Here is an 18,788-nt window from a genome sequence, read left to right as displayed (position 1 = left end):
GTTTGAAGACACCGGCGTAGTCGCGCCTTCATTTTCGCATCATGTTGGCGCCAAGTGTTTGTGCGACAGTCTGTTTTTGCCATTTGGCAGCGGCGGAAAAATCGCCGTCGCGTTGCAATCCCGCAAAAGCGGTGCAATTTTGCCGCAGCTTGGCACCGGTGGCCAGGCAGGGGGTTTTGCCTTGCAGGAACTGCGCGAGGAGCACGCATTGGCTGGAAAGCGCGCGATAGTGTGGGGGGCAACTGGCGGCGTCGGCGATGCCCTTGTGGCAGCCCTCGTCAAAACCGGGCACTATGATGTAGTCCATGCAGGCAGCCGCGCGGGCCGAGCGACGGGTGGTGGAATCGTCCGTCCGTTTGCCTTCGACTTGCTGGACGAAGCTTCGATCGGCGCTGCCACTGGGCGCATTGGCGAGGATGGGCCAGTGCATCTGTCCATCGTGGCGACCGGCGTATTGCAAACCGACAGGCATAAACCCGAAAAAAGCTTCGCCGCGTTGTCGCAAGAGGCGATGCTGGACCTGTTCAGGATCAACACGATAGGACCGGCGCTGATTGCCAAGCATTCTGTCGCGCTGATGCCGCGTGACGAACGCAGCGTGTTCGCGGCTCTGTCAGCGCGGGTGGGGTCGATTACCGACAACCGGCTTGGTGGCTGGCACAGCTATCGCGCGTCCAAGGCAGCGCTCAACATGATCATCGCGAACCTGGGGATCGAACTGCAGCGAACGCGGCCTCAAGCGATCGCGGTCGGCCTTCACCCCGGTACGGTGGACACTACGCTGTCGCGCCCGTTCCAGAAGAACGTGCCGCTTGCAAAGCTGCAATCACCGGCGCAGAGCGCCGCGCATCTGGTCGCGGTTATGGACGGTTTGACGCGGGCGGATTCCGGGCATGTCATCGCCTGGGATGGTGAGCGGATTCCGGGCTGACAGTGGCGGGATCCACCGCGTCCAGAACCGCGCGAATATTGGCGCGGGGCAGGGGGTCGGTTCGGGCGTCAAGCGCATCCAGCGTTGCACAGGCCATCGCGCGATAGGCGTCCAAAACGTGCGGGCATCCGTCCTTGATCGCGCGCAAATGGCCAGCGATGGTTTGGGCATCGCCGCGCAATAGCGGGCCTGACAAGGCGTCCATCCCGCGATCCAGGGCGTTGTCCAGTGCGGCGCGGACCAAGGGAGCCATGGCGGCACCGGGATCGGCGAGCCCCGCCGCCACCAGCGCCTGCGCCGCGCCCGACACCAGGGTGACGAGATGGTTGGCGGCATGGCACAACGCGGCGTGATACAAGGCGCGCTGTTCTTCGGCGATATCGACAACGCGTCCGCCAAGCGCCGTTACGACGTCGTATGCGGTATCGCGGACTTGGTCATCTTCGCACGTTATCGCAAAGGTCGCGCCGGCCATCTGCAGCACTTCGCGCGTCGGATGGCCGGTGAAGGTCATCATCGGGTGGATTGCGGCGGTGCGCGCGCCGGCGCCGGCGACGGGGGCGAGCACCGCAACGCCCTTGCTGCCGCTGGTGTGAAATATCAGCGGTTGCCCGTGGGAGTTCATGGCGTTGGCCAGATCTCCGACGATCGCTTCGACCGCATCGTCGGAAACGGCGATGGCGATAACGTCACAGTGGCGCGCCAGTTCCTCCAGATCTGCCACCGGCGTGCAGGGGACCCGTTGGCATGCCGCCGTCAACTTGTCAGCGTTCCGACCCCACATTAGCGGCAGCGTATCGGCATAGCGGTTCAACCCAAGCCCCAAGGTCTGCGCCACCCGGCCCGTGCCGATGATACCGATTTGACGGACGGTCTGCGGCTGGGCCAGCGATGGTGCGGGAGATTTGGACATGCCCGGCCAGTGTGTCAGGCAAGCGCGCGTGGATCAACGACCCATCAGGTGGGTGTTCACGGCAGCGAGCGATAGAAATCCAGCGTCATGTCCTCGGCCGCGCATTCCAGGATCGGCGGCACCAGTCGATCGTGGAAATCGATATGCATATGTTTTTCGAAGGCGGCCTCGTCTCGAAACGTGGCGACGATCTGGAATAGGTCAGGATCGGTTTCGGACTGGAAAAGCTCGTACACCAGGGCGTCCGGTTCGTGTTCGAAAACCAGGTGCTTGAGTTCGGCCTGCAGCGCGATCAGTTCTTCACGTTTTTCAGGCCGCGTGCGCAACTGGGCGATGAAGCTCTTGCCTGCCATCGTGCTCAATCCTTTCCATGCGGGGCAAGGTCGAACAGCAATTCGCGTTCGTATGTCCCCTCCATGCAGCCTACGATCTTTTCGATCAGCGGCTTGTTATGATCGTAGTCCATGTGCTGCTGGTCGGCCGCTTCATCGACGAAGCTTTCATAGACGGCGAACTTGCCCGGTTCGGCAAGCCTGAAGAACTGGTACGCCAGCGTGCCCGGTTCCTGTTTTGACAAGTGCTCCATTTCGCGCGCCAGGGCGATGAAATCGTCCTGCCGGTCTTCGCGGATGCTGAAGCGGGATAGAAAACTAAAGGCCATGAGCCGATAACTCCTTTCAGATAGAGCGCGGCTTTTTGCCGTCACGAACGTCCTCTCCAAGGCGATCACCGTCAGGCGCCCGGATATGAAGGAGCATAAGGCCCGGTACCATAAAAACAATCATGAATGCATGTTAAACGAGATTTTCAAACATCCGGGCTGACGGTTCGGAAGGACCGGGATCATCCGGGCGGACGCCCCGAAATTAGACACTAAAAAAACATACATGAATGATTGCAAAAGTGCGGCGGCATGATAATCCTATGCGCAACTCGCAAGGAATGGCGGGGGCATTAGGAGAGAGAGGCATGTTCACCAGGCAGCTATATTGCTCGTCTTGCGCTTTCGCGCTGGTCGCAGCACTGGCAAGCGCGCCAGCCTTTGCACAGGATAACACGGGGACCGACGCGACCGCACCGCAAGCCAGCGCGCCTGCCGGGGGCTTGGGCGAAATCGTCGTCACGGCCACCCGCCGCGCTACCGATCTGCAATCGACGCCGGTCTCGGTGTCCGCCGTGGACAGCGCGCTGATCGCGCAAGCAGCACCGCGCGATCTGGGCGACATCGCGGCCTTTGTGCCGAACTTCTCGGCAGCGACGATCGCCAACTTCAACGCGGCCAGCTTTGCCATGCGCGGCGTCGGCCAGACGTCGATCATCGTGTATTTCGAGCCGCCTGTGGCCGTTCTGGTAGACGATTTCGTCGTCCCGTCGGTTCAGACCCAGCTGCTCGACACGTTCGACATTGCCCAGGTTGAAGTGCTGCGCGGCCCGCAAGGCACGCTGTTCGGCAAGAACACAACCGGCGGCGTCGTTACGGTTCGCACCAAGCGCCCGCAGCTTGATTACGTGGGCGTCGACGGCCGGGTGGAGTTCGGCGACTTTGGCCAACGCAAGATGCAAGCCGCCATGAACATCCCGATCGGCGATATCGCCGCGTTCCGGCTGGTCGGCGGATACGAAAAATCGGACGGTTATTACAAGAACGGCGCCTGTTACGGACCGGTTACCGGCTTTGCGCCGAACAAGTTCCAGGGTGCGCAAGGGTGCCTGGGCGGGGAAACTCTGGGCGGCAAGGACGTATGGCAAGCCCGCGCCAAGCTGCTCGTCGAGCCGTCGCCCAACTTCACGGCCCTGTTCCAATATGAATGGATTCGTGACCGGTCGGACTCGGTGCCGTCCGTCAATGAAAACTACCTCTACAAGGGCACGACGCCGTTCCTGACCGATCAATTGGGGCTGACCAACCCTAACGCCCAGAACACCGATCCACTTGATCGCGCCGGCTATACCGGGCGCAACGATGCCTTGCTCAACATGGGCAAAGGTCAGCGTATTTCGGTGGATGGGCTTTACGCCAATCTTGACTATGATACCGGCATTGGCACGATCACCTCAGTTACCGGTTATCGCAGCCAGAAGTCGCGCATCCCGAATTCCTATGCTGGCGCGACCGCCATTGCCAGCGATGGCCAGTACCTGTCGTTCTTCGATGCCACGCGCGATGACAATCGCAAGACCTGGCAGCAGGAATTGCGCTTTGCTTCCGACTTCAAGGGGCCGTTCAACTTCGTTGGCGGCGGCTTCTACCAGCGTGACAAGATCGACTTTTGCGTGTCGCAGGTCCTGGGCTTCCTGGATCTGACTTCGGGGCCACTGCCGTTCGGCAACTGGAACGACACGCCATACCTGCTGTGTAACGCCCAGAAGGCCAAGTCGCGGGCCGTGTTCCTGGAAGGAACGTTGAAGCTGGGCGAAAAGCTGACGCTGACCGCCGGCGGACGCTACACCTGGGATGACAAAACGTGGAGGGGCCGCCAGCAGACCTTCATTCCCGCGCTGAACGGCGGTTTCGATCCGACGATCACGATCAATGAGCCGCTTGATGCAAGCGTCTACAATTATCCTGCCGGCGTTGTCACGGTGAAGGGCAAGTGGCGCCAGCCGACGTATCGCGCCAACCTGAGCTTCCAGGCAACCGATGACCTGTTCCTGTTCGGTGGCTATTCGCGCGGCTACAAGGGCGGTGGCTTCAACGACCAGATCGGCGGCTTCGCAGCCTTCGGTGCAGACCTTGATGCGTTCCGCGCCGCGGCCCGTCCCACCGATCCGGAAAAGGCGGACAGCTTTGAAGTGGGCCTGAAGTCGCAGTTCCTCGACAATCGCGTGCGCTTCAACGTCACCGGCTTCTACGTGAAGTACAAGGATCTGCAAAAGCAGCTGAACGTGCCCATTGTGGTCAACGGACAGCCGAATCAGGTCACGCTCTTCGTCAACGCCGCCAGCGCGACGGTGAAGGGTATCGAAGCGGAGCTTTCGGCCACTCCCGTAGACGGGCTGACGCTGCGCGGCGTGCTCGGGTATCAGGACGGCAAGTATAACTCCTACACCGCAGCCAATGCTGGATACGATCTGGCTTCCGCACCGCTGGATCGTGCGCCGAAATGGCAGTGGACGGTGGATGCTGCCTATTCGATCCCGCTTGGCAGCGATCACAAGCTGACGCTGAACGGCAACGTCGCCTACACTGGTCGCAACCTCAACACGCAGGCTATCGACGATCCCCTGGGCAATACGTTCCTGAACGCGCGCACGCTCGTCAACGGATCGATTACGCTCGCCCAGGCGGACGACAAGTATTACGTCCGGGCTATCGGTCGGAACCTGACCGACAAACGCTATCGCGTCGGCATCCAGAACGTGGCGGGGCTGTGGCTGAATTCGCAATACGGGGCGCCGCGCTACTTCGGCGTCGAGCTTGGCGTATCGTTCGGCAACAAGCTGTAAGAAGTGGTTGAATGATGCGCTACGGGAAAGTGCTGCGCGGCTGTCTGCCTATCGTACTGATCGGATCGCTTGCCGCGTGCGGCACGGCCGATTCGCAAGGGGTCGTTGGCTCCAAAGACCAGGAGGGCTGGGCGCGCCAGTTGGACGATGCCAGCAATGGCGATGACTGGCCCGCCTTCGGTCGCACGTATGGCGAGCAGCACTACAGCCCGTTGGAGCAGATAAACGCCGGCAATGTGAAGGATCTCGGGCTTGTCTGGGCGGTGGATCTGCCGCCCGGCAACCCCGCGACCGGCCCCATCGAAGTGGGCGGTACGGTGTATCTGGCCAGTGGGTATTCCGTGGTGCGCGCCATCGATGTGGCCACCGGCAAAGTCAAATGGGAGTATGATCCCAAGGCGCCTGAGGCATCGGGCATCCGCTTGCGGCAGGGTTGGGGCAGCCGGGGGATCGCATACTGGAACCACAAGGTCATTACCGCGACACAGGATGGCCGCCTGATTGCGCTGGATGAGAAGACCGGCAAGCCGGTGTGGACCGTCCAGACGCTGGAGGACGGCGCGCCGTTGTTCATTTCCGGGCCGCCACGGGTATTCGACGGGAAGGTGATCATCGGCAATGCCGGGGCGGACGAAAGCGCCGTACGCGGTTTCGTCACCGCGTTCGATGCGAACACCGGCAGGCAGTTGTGGAAGTTTTACACCGTCCCCGGCAATCCGGCCAAGGGCTTCGAGGACGAAACGCAGGCCATGGCCGCCAAGACCTGGAGCGGGGACTGGTGGAAGTATGGTGGCGGTGCAACGGTCTGGAATTCAATCACGTATGACAGGGCCAATGACCAGATACTGATCGGCACCGGAAACGGCGCGCCGTGGAATCACAAGATCCGGTCTATGGGCAAGGGCGATAACCTGTTCGTCTGCTCGATCGTGGCGCTCGATGCCAAGACCGGCAAGTACAAGTGGCATTATCAGATCAATCCCGGGGAAAGCTGGGACTTCAATGCCGCGATGGACATGCAACTTGCCGACCTGACGATTGATGGCAAACCCCGGCAAGTGGTGATGACCGCGCCCAAGAACGGGTTCTATTACGTCATTGATCGCACCAACGGCAAGCTGATCTCCGCCGAACCGTTCGTGGACGTGACGTGGGCGAAGAAGATCGATCTGGCCACCGGCAGGCCGGTCGAGAACCCTGGTATTCGCTACGAAAGCGGCAGCACGACATTCCGGCCCACGCCGCTTGGCGCGCACAGCTGGATGCCGATGGCCTACAGCCCCAAGACACGCCTTACGTACATTCCCGCGATCGATTTGCAGGCGCATTTCGACGATACGGGGATCACGCGCGAAAACTTCAAGTTCGCCGAGGGCATGGGGCTTTCCCCTGGCGTCGGCTATGCCATCGACGCAGGCGGCAAGAGCGTTACGGGTTGGCTTATCGCCTGGGATCCGATCGCCCAGAAAGCGCGCTGGAAGCTGCCGATGCCGACCCACGGCAATGGCGGCATCATGGCTACCGGGGGCAATCTGGTATTTCAGGGCCGGCCCGATGGCGGCTTTTCCGCCTATAACGCTGAGGACGGCAAACGCCTCTGGAATTTCGACGCGCGCGCGGGCGTCGTGGCCCCGCCGATCACCTATCGCGTCAACGGCAGGCAGTACGTGACCGTCATCGCCGGCATCGGCACCAGCGTGGGGCTGTTCGGGCCGATGTTTGCCCAATACGGTATCGATTATCGCACCCAAGCCCGCCGGGTACTGACGTTCGCGCTTGGCGGAAAGCAGCAATTGCCCCCGCGTGAGCCTTACAAGGCGGTGGCCTTCGATGACCCCGATTTCAAACCCGACGCTGCGAAAGCGGCACGCGGAGAGGGGATTTTCGGCGGACGGTGCGCGGTCTGCCATGGCAATGCCGTCATTGCCGGCGGCACGGCCCCGGACTTGCGCACATCCCCCATCGCGGCCAGCGCGGAGGCGTTTGCCGAGGTCGTCCACAACGGCGCGCTGGTTTCTGCAGGGATGCCGCAATTCGGCGAGTTCACACCCGATCAGTTGGAGGCGCTACGCCATTACATCCGCACCCGCGCCGAAGTGCTGCGCAGCGGACGCAAGGAAACCGCCGTGGGATCGGCCCACAAGTCCGGAGAATAAGCACGATGCCCCGGCGTGATGCCCGGGCACGCCTTCACGAACGGGTGGGCCACAGCAAGGACAAGTCGATCCGCGCGAATTTCCACGTGCCATCCTGGCGCACGTACTGGTCCTCGTAATGGCCCAGCAGTAGCAGCGGGTTCGCATGCCCGCCCTGCGTCGCGATCGCCGAGCCTTCGTGCTGGCGCGTCACCAGGTCTACCAGCAGGCAATCGCCACGCGCGCTGTCCGGGCCGGTCAGTGCGATGGAATGATTGGCGATGAGATGCAGCGTTTCGCGCGGCGCGCGCATGTGCTTCCAGGTCTCGCGAAACAGCACCAACACCGTGTCGACGCCGTGATAGAGGCCGCCGTATTCCGTCGGATAGTGGCAGATGATATCATCGGTGCAGATCCGCCGCACCAAGGCTTCGTCCATCGTATCGAATGCCGTGGAATAGTCGATCCGAAGCTGGCGGATCGCTTCGCGCGCAAACAGGTCTTCAACGGTCATCGCATCCCCTCCTCAGGTTGCGCTGTCGGCGGGTCTTGCCGCAGCCCGGCCAGCGCCTGTTGGATTACGGCCAGCTTGCGCACATGAGCCTCCCGGACATCCCCCGTCAGCACCAATGCGGCAGTCTGCAGGAAACAGGCGTGCAGTTCGGCCCGGCACTGGTCACCCGCACACCGTCCCAGCGACCATCGGCGATAGACCAGGAATTCATGCATGACGTGGCTATCGGTTATCGTCGTCAGGTCAAGATCGACACGGACGTGACCTTGCGCCTTCTCCAGTTCCAGCCAGCCTGAAAACCGCGCGCGGGCCACCGAGGTAAGCTCGCGCACTTCCAGGTCGCGCGGCTCGCGGGAAAACACGAAATCGATCACCACGCCGGCATAAAGGCTATCGCGTTCAAGTTCGCTGACCATCCAGTCCAGTTCGGCGAACACGACCTGCAGCGTGTATTTGGCGGCGCGCCGCGCGATATTTTCGCGCACTTCCACCATCCGGTCGATCACCGTGGCGCTGATCACGCCGTCCTTGTCACCGAACAGGCGATAGAGCGTGCGCTGCGCGACGCCGGCATCCTCGGACAGCCTGCGAATCGTCAGCGCCGCCACGCCGCCTTCGCCAAGAATGCGGTGGGCGGTAGCTACGATCCGCTCGCGCCGCTCCGTCATTGCGGGGCTGGTGTACTTGCGGCGAATCGCCGGCATTTTTTCTTCGCGCGCGTCTTGCATCGCAGCAACTAGCCGGTTTTCGTGCGGCGATCCCAGCTTCTCTAGAGATTCAATCGCTGAACTGGTCACCGAAGTAGTCCTTCTGAAAGGCGATCCGCTGCGATGCGGCATAATAAATCATACATGAATGTTTTTTATGGCTTCACAAAAATGAACATGTGTACTCATTTGTAGCAGCACGACGAAAACGTCGGTGCGTGATTCGAATTGCCCGGAAGCAAATGAAGGCAATCGTATCGGAGGGGAAGAACATGATCGGCAAAGGACACTTGAGCTGCGTCTTCAAGACACTCGCCACGGGGCTGTTGGCAAGTGCAAGCACCACCGCACTTGCGCAGGCGGCGCCGCCCGCCGATAGCCCGGCGCCGCAGCAGGCAAAGCCGCAGGGCGGGCTGGAAGATATCGTCGTCACCGCGCGCCGGGTATCTGAATCGCTGCAGGAAACGCCCGTAGCCGTTTCGGCATTCACGTCCGCCGCCATTGAAAACAAGTTCGCGACGGACATTCGCGCGCTGGCCGGCGATGTTCCGAACGTGGTGATCACGAACGTTCCGGGATTCAACGCGGCTTCTATCGGTATTCGTGGGCAATCTACTGGCGACATCATCCTGACGTTCGAGCCTGCAGTAGGTGTGGTGGTCGATGACTTCGTGCTTGCGCACGTTCAAACGCAGCTTTTCGATCTGTTCGACGTGGAACGGATCGAAGTCTTGCGTGGCCCGCAAGGCACGTTGTTCGGCAAGAACACCGTGGGCGGCGTGGTCAACGTCATAACGAAAAGGCCGGAGCGTGAATTCGGCGGCGAAGTGCGCCTCGGCTACTCCAGCTTCAACACCAAGGACGTGAAAGCCGCGATCAATATTCCGCTGTCGGACAACCTGTTCTTCCGCGCGGCAGGATCGTTTCAGCAGAGCGACGGCTACTATCGTCTGACCAAGAACAATGCTGTCGATGGCATTCAGGGCGTGCCCGGTCGCGGCCAGCGCTGGGGCGGCTCAAAGTATTTTAGCGGGCGGGCCAAGTTGCTGTGGGAGCCGACTGATGACACCAACATCATGCTCACGTACGAATTGCTGCGCGATCGGGGCGAGTCCCCGCCATCAGTGAACGAAACCCCGCGCGGGTTCCTGTTTGACGTGGTGGGCTTCCCTGGCATCCAAACCACCGGGCAAAGTCCGTTCGATACCGGCACGACCTTGTGCAAGGGCTCGGCAACCGCGCCCACTTGTGTGGGTACGCTGAGCGGGCATCGCATAAACGTCGATGGCGTATACCTGCGCGGCGAACATACGATCGACGATATTGGTACGGTCACGGTCGTCGGCGGCTGGCGGCGTGTACGCTCGCAGTTGCCGTCGGACTACACAGGCGAAAATGCCTATCTGTTCGTCTCGACGCGCGAGGATACGCGCAAACAGTACAGCCTTGAGGCGCGTTTCAGCTCCGACTTCTCGGATGTTCTGAAGTTCACGGTCGGCGGTATGTACTGGGGCCAGAAGCTGGATGCCAACGCCACCAGTTTCCTGGGCTTCCTGCGCTTCCTGGGTGACCCCACAGCGCTCACCGATCCCAACCAGTCCACCGCCAACTACAAGGTCGATAGCTACGCCGTGTTCGGAGAGGCCGAATACAAGGTGGCCGATCCGTTCTCCGTCTTCCTCGGCGCGCGCTACACCAAGGAAACCAAGGACTTCTCCGTGCAGCCGCAGGTGCGCCGCTCGCTGATCGAGACCGGGTACTGGCCGCGCTACAGCGACAGCGCGAAGTTCAGCAAACCCACGATCCGCGCGGGGTACCGGTGGGAAATCGCCTCGGGTATCAACAACTACTTTACGTATAGCCAGGGCTATAAGTCGGGCGGCTACAACGAACAGGCAATGTCCGCCACATCGGCTCTGCCTTTCCGCGAAGAAACGGCGGACAGTTTCGAGCTGGGTTTCAAGACGGAGACTGCCGACCGCAAGTTGCGCGTCAACCTGGCGGCGTTCTACGTCAAGTACAACGACCTTCAACGTGATGCAGTGGTACCGTTCGTGGATCCGATCACGGGGTTGCCGGGACAGGAAACCCGCACGACGAACGCCGGCAAGGCGCACGTGAAGGGGATCGAACTGGAAATCTCGTCTGCACCCACCACGGGACTTACGCTGGGCGCGGCGGTTGGCTGGCAGAAAGCCAAGTACGACGAATTCATCACCGACGTGAATGGCGATGGCGTGAACGACGATGCGTCATACCTGAAGCTGCGCAATACGCCGGAGTGGACGGCAAGCGCGAATGCCCACTACGAATTCCCGCCGATGGACTGGGGCGTGGTCTCGGTGAATGCCGATATCAATTATCAGGCAGAATACGAATCCGTGACGTTGAACGCGCCCTTTACGCAAGGCCAGGAGCGCACGCTGGTAGGCGCGAGCATTGGCTGGACCGATGCGAACGAGCGCTATCGCGTCTCGGTCTATGGCCGCAACCTGCTGAACGAGGTGTACCGGGTTTCCGCGAACTCCGTGGCGGGGCTGTTCAACTTCACCAACTACGCGCCGCCCAGAAGCTTCGGCATCGAAGGCTCGGTGAAGTTCTGAGCGATGGCGGCGGTGGTCTTCTTTCGGGCAATCGAGAAGCCCCGCCGCCTCAATCGTGGGTGTGGATCGCCGATGGGTGATCTGCAGCCCTTAGCGCAGCCGGTGTGGTCTACCGATGCCGGCAGGCATCAGGTCGAATGCGAAACTGATCCGGTCCGCCGTGCCAGCGAAGGGCAGGGTGGCGTGCCACAGATAGGACGGGAACAGGATCATCCGACCCGCTCTTGGCTGGCGGACTACAGGTTGGCCGCCGCCGCCCAGTTCGGCTGGCAGCATGCCGATCGCGAAAGCGCCGTCATCGCCTTCGAACGCGGGGTAATAGACGCCGGAAAGCCAGTTAGGCGCGTGGATGTGTGCGCCCACTTGGCCGCCCGGCTGCAGGATCGTGCCCCACATCGTCATGCTCCAGGTATCGGGAATAGCGCGCAGGAACGGATGGTCGGCTGCTTGCGCGGACAGGCGGGCGTGCTCACTGGCCAATGTATCGCGCACGATCCGGCCCAGTGCGGCGATGGCCGGACTGTCCGCCGTTGCAAGGTCATCGCTCTGGCGTCCTTGCCGGGTGACAAGGCCCTCAGGCTCGAACGTCAGGGACGGGTGGGTGCGCAGTTCGTGGACGAGCGCCACGTTGAAGTGCGCCAGATCAGCGAAGCCGGGTGGCGCTGCGATGTCGTGGGCGGTAACGAACCGATCTATCGCCATCAGCCGGTCACGCTCGGCAGCCATGCCCAGTTTTTCCAGCGCGGCCAGCTTGATCGCAAGCGGCGTCGTCACGCTGGGCTGGGTGGCGATGAGGCGGTCGCAGATCGCGACGGCATCGCGCGCCGCGCCTGCGCGGATGAGAATGCGGGCGAGATTTACGCCCAGCGCGTGATTGGGTGCAGCGGGATCGAACGCAGGCCTGATCGCCGCGGCGGCGCCCGCAAAGTCGCCCTGCTTTTCGCGGATCAGTCCAAGCTGGTTCGCGGCGCGCGGATTGCGCGGCTGGGCGCGCAGCACTTGGCCCACGAGCCGGTCTGCGGCTTCGAACTGCCCGGTGGCGGACAAGGCGTCGACCAGGTTCAGCGCGGTGTCGGGATGACCGGGGCTCATCGCCAGCGATCGGTGGTACGCCGCAACCGCCTCGCCGTGGCGACCGAGCCGTGCCAGTGCGACACCGGTGTTGGTGAGCGCGTCGGCATTGTCGCCCGCCGCAGTCAATGTCGCCAGCGCCTCTTCGTGACGGTCCGCGGCGATCAGGCACGCGCCAAGGTTGGCCAAGGTTGCCGGGTGTCCGGGCCGCAGATCCAGCGCGGTGGCGAAGGCTTTCAGGGCATCTTCGAAAGCACCGGCATTCTTCAAGGCCACGCCCAGGTTCTGGTGGCGACCGGCATTGCCAGGATCGGCCGCACAGGCCTGCCGGAATGCTGTCACGGCTTCATCCAGACGGCCCGTGCGCTGGGCGATAATGCCGGACACCGTCAGCGCATCTGCATCTCCCGGCCTGTCTGCCAACAACCGTTGCACCAGGGGGCGCGCCTTTTCCGGATCCGGCCCCTGGGCGGCCACCGCCGCTTCGGCCAGCTTTTCCCCCCACATCACGAAAGGTCCTCTCCATTATGATTGGTGTCATCATGCATGTCCGCACGAAGCCGGACAAGACGCAGCGTTTTATCGCGTTGACGACCCAGCTGCAAAAGGACGTTCGCGCCAACGAGCCCGAGACGCTGCTGTTTCAGGTCATGCAATCGCAGGACGATCCCAACGCCTTTGCCTTCACCGAAATTTTCGCGAGTGCCGAGGCCAGGGATGCGCACGCGCGGCAGCCTTATCACGTCGCCATGTCCGCGGAGGGGTATTCCTGCCTCGATAGCGGTCCGGACATCCACGTTTTCAACCTGCTGGGTGAAGACGCCGACATAGGAGCCAGCGCATGATTTCCTCGCTCGAAGGCCGCATTGCCTTGGTAACCGGCTGCACCGGCGGGATCGGCAGCGAAATCACGCGCACGCTGACGGAAGCGGGCGCCACCGTGATCGGCGCGGATCTTCCCGCCGATGCCGGATCGTGGAGCGGCTCTGAATATCTGCAGCTCGACGTCACCGACGAAGCCTCCTGGCAGTCGGCGATCGGCGCAGTGGAGCAAAAGCATGGTCGGCTCGATGTGCTGGTTCACGTGGCCGGCATCGTCGTGGTCGAGAAGATGGAGAACACCACGCTCGAACAATGGCGCAAGCAGATGGCCGTCAACGTGGACGGGGTGTTCCTGGGCACCAAGGTGTCAGCCCAACTGCTGCGCCGTTCGGGTGAGACGCTGCCGCATGGCGCCTCGGTGGTCGTCATATCCTCGGTTGCGGGCAAAATCGGCTCGCCGCTGCATGTCGGCTACTGCACGTCCAAGGGCGCGGTCACGCTGTTCGTCAAAGCCTGCGCGATGGAGTTTTCGGCGCTCGGCTACAAAGTGCGCGTCAATTCGGTCCATCCCAGCGGCGTGAAGACCGGCATGGTCGATCACATCCTCCAGCGCATCGTCGATAACGGGTTTGCCAACAGCGTCGAGGAAGCGGCAGCGGGACTGGCGCCTGCGCATCCGATCGGGCGGATGGCCGATCCGATCGATGTCGCCAAGACGGTGCGGTTCCTGGCCTCCGACGAGGCAGGCTACATGCATGGGTCCGAACTGCTCGTCGACGGGGGGTTCACCGCGCAATGACACATCTGGCAGGCCAGGTCGCGCTGGTTACCGGCGGCACCAGCGGTATTGGTGCGGCCGTGGCGAGGCAGTTGCGGGAGGCGGGGGCGAAAGTGGCCGTGCTTTCCGATGCATCCCAGGCCGATCTCGATCAGGCGGTTGCCAGCGGCGCGCTGGACCACGCAGCGCACGTCGATATCGCGGATGCGCAAGGCGTGGCGGCCACCGTGCGCGGCATCGAAACCGCCCTTGGGCCGGTGACGCTGCTGGTGAACAACGCGGCGATCTGGGCGCCCAATCCCGTGCCTGACAGCCCGCTTTCACTGTTCGACCGCCACATCGACGTCAACCTGAAAGGCAGCTTCTACGTCACCCACGCGGTGCTGCCCGCGATGATCGAAGCGGGGGGCGGCGCGATCGTATTCATCGGATCGGTCAGCGGCACGGCGGGGCGGGCCGGGGACAGCGCGTACAGCGCATCGAAAGCCGCCGTCGCCATGCTGTCACGCACGCTGGCGGCGGAGCTTGGTCCCAAGGGTATCCGCATCAACTGCGTGTGCCCCGGCGCCGTGGCGACCCCGCTGACCGCCAATCTGCGCACGCCCGAAGGCGAGCAGGCGATCGCCGTCTTGATGGACGGCCATCCCAGTCCGCGGCGCAAGTTCTTCATGGAGCCCATGCAGATCGCCGAACTGGTGTGCTTCCTGCTCGATCCGCGATCAAGCGCGGTCCACGGCGCCGTCATCCCCGCCGACGAAGGCCTGACCGCCACGATGTAACTCCATGACCTGAGAGGACTGAACCATGACACCGCAACCGAACCTGCAGCATGACGCCGGAAAAGTGGGCGACCTGATCGTCAACATCAACGATTGCCGCGAAGTGCCGCTGGGCACCGGCACCACGATTCGTCTGCTGCGATACAGCGAGGAAACCGGAGACTGGGTGCTATGGGTGCACATGGAACCGGGCGCCACATTCGCGCCGCACTGGCATCTGGGTCATGGCCAGTATTTCGTCACCAAGGGTGAGCTGATTTACGACGTGGGTTCCGCGCCCGCCGGCACGTACGGTTACGAACCCATCGGTTCGCGCCACACCGAGGCGCGATGCGACGAGGTGACCGAGTATCTGTTCATGGGCCACGGTGCCGTCGCCTTTACGGACGACGCCGGAGAAGTCCGCTTCATCCTGAACCACGAATACCTTCGCGACGTGGCGCGCGGCGAGGTGGTCTCCAACGTCGCCAGAGAAGGTCTGGAAGAGGCGGCATGACGGCGCCATCGAACCCGCGCGCGGATCGCCTGCGTTCCATGATGGGGTCGCAGGGGCTGGATGCCGTGGTGCTCAGCCATCCGCATGACGTGCGCTATGCCACCGGCTATCATTCGGTGCTCGAACGCTGGGGGCAGATGGAGCCGATGGCGGCGGCTATCGTCTATGCCGATCCGGCCAAACCGCTGACGCTGGTTATCCCGGAGGCGAACATCGGGCTGGTCGCCGTCCTCAACAAGGACGGCGATGCCTGCACCTTCGGGGAAGTGCGCACGTTCGACATGCTCAACTTCTGCGAAGTGAGCCGCTACATCGACCCCGATCGTCATGGCGGCCAGCTGGCCCAAGATGCCGGCGCGATGATGGGTGCGATTGCCGGCACCTGTCAGCCGGACGTTGCCGCCGCGATCGCCTCGGCGCTCGCCGATTATGGCCTGGCGGGCAAGACCATCGGCTTTGACGAGCATCGCGTGTCGGCCCGCATCTCCGGCACGGTTGCGCATCACTATGCCGACGTGCTTGATTTCATGATGCGCGTGCGCGTGGTCAAGACCGCCGAGGAGCTTGCCCGTTATCGCAAAGTGGGCACGCTGGCCGACCGGATCATCGCCCATGCCGGATCGCTGCTGCACGAAGGGGCGGACTGGAATGACGTGCAGGCGCGCATCTGCGATTTCATGGTGCGTAACGCCGTGATCCCGGTGGACGAAGGCGCCATGCTGTTCGGCGGCGCTTACGAAGCGGATGAATTCATTCCCGACCTGTTCCGTACGCGCGGCAACCGCACATTGCGCAACGGCGATATCGTGATCCTGGAAACGCAGGGCATCCACGATGGCTTCTGGGTGGACATTAACCGCACCGCCGTGGTCGGCACCGCCACCCCGGAATACCGCCGCCAGCATGACGTGCTGCGCGATGCGTTCGTCAAGATGGTGGACCAGCTGCGCCCCGGCGTGTCCACCGCCAGCCTCCCGGCGATCGGGTACGAACACCTCAAAGCGCACGGCATCGCAACGCCGGAAAAGCTGCTGGTCGTCGCCCACGGTATCGGCCTGATGCCGCTCGAAATTCCACTGCCGTTTCCGGCCGCAGGCCTGTCTGGCGTGAAGGAGGGCTTCGTTCTGGAAGAGGACATGCTGATCTCGCTGGACAGCCTGTACTTCGGCGCAAAGCTGGGTCCGTGCCACATGGAGAACGTCTACGCGATCACCGCAGGCGCTCCCGAACCGATGTACGCGGCCCCGCTCAAACTGTTCGAGACCGCCGGGGCCGACGCGGACCCTGTGCATTCATGAGGAGAGAGCAATGAGCCCCATCGGCGACAACGATCGCAGGCTGGAAAAGTACCGGCGCATGCAACGCATCCGCCAGTTCGAAACGAAGGCGGAAAGCATGCACGCTGCTGGAGAAATTCCCGGCGCGCTGCATACTTACGCGGGCATGGAGGCGTCCGGCGTCGGCGCGTGCATGGCGCTGCGCGATGACGACTACATGGTCGGAACCCATCGCAGCCACGGCCACCCGATTGCAAAGGGATCGACCCTACGCCCCTTGATGGCCGAGCTTCTCGGCAAGGTAACGGGCGTGTGCAAGGGGAAGGGCGGGTCCATGCACTTGTCCGACTTTTCGATGGGAAGTCTGGGCGAAACCAGCATCGTGGGGTCGGGCGGCCCGGTGGCCGCCGGTGCGGCGCTTGGCGCCAAGCTGCAGGGTCTGGACCGGGTAGCGCTGTGCTTTTTCGGCGATGGTGCATCGAGCGAAGGGGCCATTCATGAAGGGATGAACCTGGCTGCAGTGTGGAAGCTGCCGGCGATCTTCGTGTGCGAAAACAATCGCTTCGGCATGTCCACCCCCACCAGCGCGGCCGTGGCGGGAGAGCATGTAGCGGACCGGGCGCATGGTTATGGCATCCCCGGCGTCATTGTTGACGGGCAGGACGTGGATGCGGTGGAGGAGGTTGTGCGCGAGGCCGTGGACCGGGCGCGGGCCGGCAAGGGGCCGACGCTGATCGAGACCAAAACCTACCGCTACCGCGACCACGCCGTGAACATGGGCCGCGATCTCACCCCGCGCGGGCCGGAGCACGATGACTGGGTCGCACGCGATCCTATCGATTTGTACCGCGCGCGGTTGCTGGCCGACGGTGTGGATAGCGAAGACCTCGACGCCATAGACAGCGCCATCGCCGACGAGGTAGCGGATTGCCTGACCTTCGCCCGCGACAGCGCATACCCTGCGTTCGAGGAAGCCTTCGACCACGTCTTCGTCGATCGCCTGCCGATCCCCGCCGACGTTGCGGCGCACGTCTGAAAAGGACCGAAACATGCCAAGAATTACATTCCTGGAAGCGATCCAGCAGGCGCAGGCAGAAGAACTCGAACGCGATCCGCGCGTGTTCATGATGGGTGAGGACATCCGCTGCAACGTGTTCGGCACCACCACCGGGTTTGTCGAGCGGTTCGGCGAAGAACGCATCCGCGACACGCCGATTTCCGAGAACGGCTTTATCGGTGCGGCTGGCGGTGCGGCCATGGTGGGGATGCGCCCGATCGTGGACGCAACGCTGTCCTCGTTCCTCTACCCGGCGATGGACCAGATCTGCTCGATCATAGCCAAGTCCCGCTACATCTACGGCGGGCAGGCGCGGCTGCCGTTGGTGATCCGCTCCTGCATGTTCTATGGCAACTCTAATGCTGCGCAGCATTCGGACCGGCCATACTCCATGTTCATGAACATGCCGGGCCTCAAGATCATCTGCCCGTCCGATGCTGCGGACATGAAAGGGCTGCTCAAGGCCGCCGTGCGCGATGACGATCCGGTGCTCAGTTTCGAGGATGGCACCTGCTGGATCAACAAGGCCGAAGTGCCTGACGATCCCGATTTCATGATCCCCATCGGCAAGGGCGATATCAAGCGCGAAGGCACTGACATCACCGTCATCGCCATCGCCGGCGGGGTGAATGTCGCGCTGAAGGCGGCAAAGCAGTTGCAGGGCGAGGGCATTTCTCTGGAAGTCATCGATCCGCGCACCTTGGTGCCGCTGGACCGCGATCTCATCCTGCGCTCGGTGCGCAAGACCGGCCGTGCGATCTGCGTCGATCCCGCGCACAAGACCTGCAGCGCGGCCAGCGAAATTGCGGCGACCATCGTGGAGGATGCGTTTGAGGCCCTGCGCGCACCGGTGTTGCGCGTCACCACCCCGGACACGCATCTGCCTTTCAGCCCGCACATCGAAAAGCCGCTTTACCCCACTGTGGAGCGGATCGTTGCCGCTGCCCGCCGCCTGGTGGGCGTGGCCCAGCCTGCCTGAGGAGGATCGCATGGCCGAATTCACGATGGTCCTGCCGCAATACGGCATGGGCATGCAGGACGGGGAAATCGTTCGCTGGCTGAAGGAAGCCGGAGATCGGGTGGAAGAGGGCGAGAACATGGTCGAGGTGGAAGCCGCCAAGACCACGGTCGAAGTTCCCGCGCCGGTTTCAGGCACGTTGCTGCGCATCATCGCCCAACCCGGCGACACCGTCGATGTGCGCGAAGCCATCGCGATCATCGAAACCGGGTAACGCGATCGCTTCGCTGGAAATTCGCA

General features: G+C 62.7%; 19 protein-coding genes. 12 read left to right on the top strand and 7 right to left on the bottom strand.

Annotated features, from left to right (window positions below):
* Positions 1–28: 28 nt before the first annotated feature.
* On the bottom strand, positions 29–205 hold the full coding sequence (locus ASE49_RS18855; RefSeq protein WP_327195745.1) for a hypothetical protein: 177 nt from the start codon (positions 203–205) through the stop codon (positions 29–31).
* A 24-nt stretch (positions 206–229) separates the two neighbouring features.
* On the opposite strand from ASE49_RS18855, the gene ASE49_RS04565 reads away from it, so the two are divergent.
* Complete coding sequence (locus ASE49_RS04565) at positions 230–931, top strand: SDR family NAD(P)-dependent oxidoreductase (RefSeq protein WP_327195746.1); 702 nt, start codon at positions 230–232, stop codon at positions 929–931.
* On the opposite strand, the gene ASE49_RS04560 is transcribed toward ASE49_RS04565, so the two are convergent.
* From ASE49_RS04560 to ASE49_RS04550, 3 genes are read right to left on the bottom strand one after another with little or no spacing between them, the layout of a single operon-like run.
* Positions 897–1,844: a Rossmann-like and DUF2520 domain-containing protein gene (locus ASE49_RS04560; RefSeq protein ID WP_056768938.1), complete on the bottom strand. Its 948-nt coding sequence runs from the start codon at positions 1,842–1,844 to the stop codon at positions 897–899. The two genes, ASE49_RS04565 and ASE49_RS04560, sit on opposite strands and share 35 nt — an antisense overlap.
* Positions 1,845–1,900: 56 nt before the next feature.
* Positions 1,901–2,197 carry a putative quinol monooxygenase gene (locus ASE49_RS04555; RefSeq protein WP_056768937.1) on the bottom strand — a complete coding sequence of 99 codons (297 nt, stop codon included), beginning with the start codon at positions 2,195–2,197 and terminating at the stop codon, positions 1,901–1,903.
* 5 nt (positions 2,198–2,202) lie between these two features.
* A complete protein-coding gene (locus tag ASE49_RS04550; protein ID WP_056768936.1) occupies positions 2,203–2,505 on the bottom strand; it encodes a putative quinol monooxygenase in 303 nt (100 codons plus the stop codon).
* A gap of 308 nt (positions 2,506–2,813) precedes the next feature.
* Here ASE49_RS04550 and ASE49_RS04545 point away from each other — a divergent pair, with 308 nt between their 5' ends.
* Positions 2,814–5,291 carry a TonB-dependent receptor gene (locus ASE49_RS04545; protein WP_056768935.1) on the top strand — a complete coding sequence of 826 codons (2,478 nt, stop codon included), beginning with the start codon at positions 2,814–2,816 and terminating at the stop codon, positions 5,289–5,291.
* A gap of 11 nt (positions 5,292–5,302) precedes the next feature.
* Positions 5,303–7,447: a PQQ-dependent dehydrogenase, methanol/ethanol family gene (locus tag ASE49_RS04540; RefSeq protein ID WP_235522838.1), complete on the top strand. Its 2,145-nt coding sequence runs from the start codon at positions 5,303–5,305 to the stop codon at positions 7,445–7,447.
* Between the two features lie 34 nt (positions 7,448–7,481).
* On the opposite strand, the gene ASE49_RS04535 is transcribed toward ASE49_RS04540, so the two are convergent.
* Positions 7,482–7,940, bottom strand: a complete 459-nt coding sequence (locus ASE49_RS04535; protein ID WP_056768934.1) for a nuclear transport factor 2 family protein — start codon at positions 7,938–7,940, stop codon at positions 7,482–7,484.
* Entirely contained in the window at positions 7,937–8,644 is a 708-nt protein-coding gene (locus tag ASE49_RS04530) for a TetR/AcrR family transcriptional regulator (RefSeq protein ID WP_200921963.1), read from the bottom strand. The genes ASE49_RS04535 and ASE49_RS04530 overlap by 4 nt, the downstream gene beginning before the upstream one ends.
* A gap of 275 nt (positions 8,645–8,919) precedes the next feature.
* Between ASE49_RS04530 and ASE49_RS04525 the strand changes: the two genes are divergently transcribed.
* Positions 8,920–11,250 (top strand): TonB-dependent receptor, encoded by a 2,331-nt coding sequence (locus tag ASE49_RS04525; RefSeq protein WP_056768964.1) that lies wholly within the window; start codon positions 8,920–8,922, stop codon positions 11,248–11,250.
* A gap of 90 nt (positions 11,251–11,340) precedes the next feature.
* Here the strand turns inward: ASE49_RS04525 and ASE49_RS04520 are convergent, their stop codons facing one another.
* Positions 11,341–12,828 (bottom strand): tetratricopeptide repeat protein, encoded by a 1,488-nt coding sequence (locus ASE49_RS04520; RefSeq protein ID WP_056768932.1) that lies wholly within the window; start codon positions 12,826–12,828, stop codon positions 11,341–11,343.
* A gap of 20 nt (positions 12,829–12,848) precedes the next feature.
* Here ASE49_RS04520 and ASE49_RS04515 point away from each other — a divergent pair, with 20 nt between their 5' ends.
* The 8 genes from ASE49_RS04515 to ASE49_RS04480 are packed head-to-tail and all read left to right on the top strand — an operon-like array spanning position 12,849 to position 18,762.
* Positions 12,849–13,166 (top strand): putative quinol monooxygenase, encoded by a 318-nt coding sequence (locus ASE49_RS04515; RefSeq protein ID WP_056768931.1) that lies wholly within the window; start codon positions 12,849–12,851, stop codon positions 13,164–13,166.
* Entirely contained in the window at positions 13,163–13,942 is a 780-nt protein-coding gene (locus ASE49_RS04510) for an SDR family NAD(P)-dependent oxidoreductase (protein ID WP_056768930.1), read from the top strand. The genes ASE49_RS04515 and ASE49_RS04510 overlap by 4 nt, the downstream gene beginning before the upstream one ends.
* Positions 13,939–14,700 (top strand): SDR family NAD(P)-dependent oxidoreductase, encoded by a 762-nt coding sequence (locus ASE49_RS04505; protein WP_056768929.1) that lies wholly within the window; start codon positions 13,939–13,941, stop codon positions 14,698–14,700. Before ASE49_RS04510 ends, ASE49_RS04505 begins: the two co-directional genes overlap by 4 nt.
* Before the next feature lie 25 nt (positions 14,701–14,725).
* Complete coding sequence (locus ASE49_RS04500) at positions 14,726–15,196, top strand: cupin domain-containing protein (RefSeq protein WP_056768928.1); 471 nt, start codon at positions 14,726–14,728, stop codon at positions 15,194–15,196.
* The gene (locus tag ASE49_RS04495) at positions 15,193–16,494 is read left to right on the top strand and encodes a M24 family metallopeptidase (protein WP_056768927.1); all 1,302 of its coding nucleotides are present in this window, start codon (positions 15,193–15,195) and stop codon (positions 16,492–16,494) included. The genes ASE49_RS04500 and ASE49_RS04495 overlap by 4 nt, the downstream gene beginning before the upstream one ends.
* A 10-nt stretch (positions 16,495–16,504) precedes the next feature.
* Positions 16,505–17,509: a thiamine pyrophosphate-dependent dehydrogenase E1 component subunit alpha gene (locus ASE49_RS04490; RefSeq protein WP_056768926.1), complete on the top strand. Its 1,005-nt coding sequence runs from the start codon at positions 16,505–16,507 to the stop codon at positions 17,507–17,509.
* 13 nt (positions 17,510–17,522) lie between these two features.
* The gene (locus tag ASE49_RS04485; RefSeq protein ID WP_056768963.1) at positions 17,523–18,509 is read left to right on the top strand and encodes an alpha-ketoacid dehydrogenase subunit beta; all 987 of its coding nucleotides are present in this window, start codon (positions 17,523–17,525) and stop codon (positions 18,507–18,509) included.
* Positions 18,510–18,519: 10 nt separating this feature from the next.
* Positions 18,520–18,762: a biotin/lipoyl-containing protein gene (locus tag ASE49_RS04480; protein WP_056768962.1), complete on the top strand. Its 243-nt coding sequence runs from the start codon at positions 18,520–18,522 to the stop codon at positions 18,760–18,762.
* Positions 18,763–18,788 lie beyond the last annotated feature (26 nt).

Origin of the sequence: Novosphingobium sp. Leaf2 (assembly GCF_001421325.1) — a bacterium.
In the GTDB taxonomy this organism is placed as follows: domain Bacteria; phylum Pseudomonadota; class Alphaproteobacteria; order Sphingomonadales; family Sphingomonadaceae; genus Novosphingobium.
This window is presented reverse-complemented; position numbering and strand designations above follow the sequence as displayed.

Excerpts from the sequence above, each read along its gene's own strand:
- ASE49_RS04560 (WP_056768938.1), bottom strand. The coding sequence starts at position 1,844 with ATGTCCAAATCTCCCGCACCATCGCTGGCCCAGCCGCAGACCGTCCGT.
- ASE49_RS04555 (WP_056768937.1), bottom strand. The coding sequence starts at position 2,197 with ATGGCAGGCAAGAGCTTCATCGCCCAGTTGCGCACGCGGCCTGAAAAA.
- ASE49_RS04550 (WP_056768936.1), bottom strand. The coding sequence starts at position 2,505 with ATGGCCTTTAGTTTTCTATCCCGCTTCAGCATCCGCGAAGACCGGCAG.
- ASE49_RS04545 (WP_056768935.1), top strand. The coding sequence starts at position 2,814 with ATGTTCACCAGGCAGCTATATTGCTCGTCTTGCGCTTTCGCGCTGGTC.
- ASE49_RS04540 (WP_235522838.1), top strand. The coding sequence starts at position 5,303 with ATGATGCGCTACGGGAAAGTGCTGCGCGGCTGTCTGCCTATCGTACTG.
- ASE49_RS04535 (WP_056768934.1), bottom strand. The coding sequence starts at position 7,940 with ATGACCGTTGAAGACCTGTTTGCGCGCGAAGCGATCCGCCAGCTTCGG.
- ASE49_RS04530 (WP_200921963.1), bottom strand. The coding sequence starts at position 8,644 with ATGCCGGCGATTCGCCGCAAGTACACCAGCCCCGCAATGACGGAGCGG.
- ASE49_RS04525 (WP_056768964.1), top strand. The coding sequence starts at position 8,920 with ATGATCGGCAAAGGACACTTGAGCTGCGTCTTCAAGACACTCGCCACG.
- ASE49_RS04520 (WP_056768932.1), bottom strand. The coding sequence starts at position 12,828 with ATGTGGGGGGAAAAGCTGGCCGAAGCGGCGGTGGCCGCCCAGGGGCCG.
- ASE49_RS04515 (WP_056768931.1), top strand. The coding sequence starts at position 12,849 with ATGATTGGTGTCATCATGCATGTCCGCACGAAGCCGGACAAGACGCAG.
- ASE49_RS04510 (WP_056768930.1), top strand. The coding sequence starts at position 13,163 with ATGATTTCCTCGCTCGAAGGCCGCATTGCCTTGGTAACCGGCTGCACC.
- ASE49_RS04505 (WP_056768929.1), top strand. The coding sequence starts at position 13,939 with ATGACACATCTGGCAGGCCAGGTCGCGCTGGTTACCGGCGGCACCAGC.
- ASE49_RS04500 (WP_056768928.1), top strand. The coding sequence starts at position 14,726 with ATGACACCGCAACCGAACCTGCAGCATGACGCCGGAAAAGTGGGCGAC.
- ASE49_RS04495 (WP_056768927.1), top strand. The coding sequence starts at position 15,193 with ATGACGGCGCCATCGAACCCGCGCGCGGATCGCCTGCGTTCCATGATG.
- ASE49_RS04490 (WP_056768926.1), top strand. The coding sequence starts at position 16,505 with ATGAGCCCCATCGGCGACAACGATCGCAGGCTGGAAAAGTACCGGCGC.
- ASE49_RS04485 (WP_056768963.1), top strand. The coding sequence starts at position 17,523 with ATGCCAAGAATTACATTCCTGGAAGCGATCCAGCAGGCGCAGGCAGAA.
- ASE49_RS04480 (WP_056768962.1), top strand. The coding sequence starts at position 18,520 with ATGGCCGAATTCACGATGGTCCTGCCGCAATACGGCATGGGCATGCAG.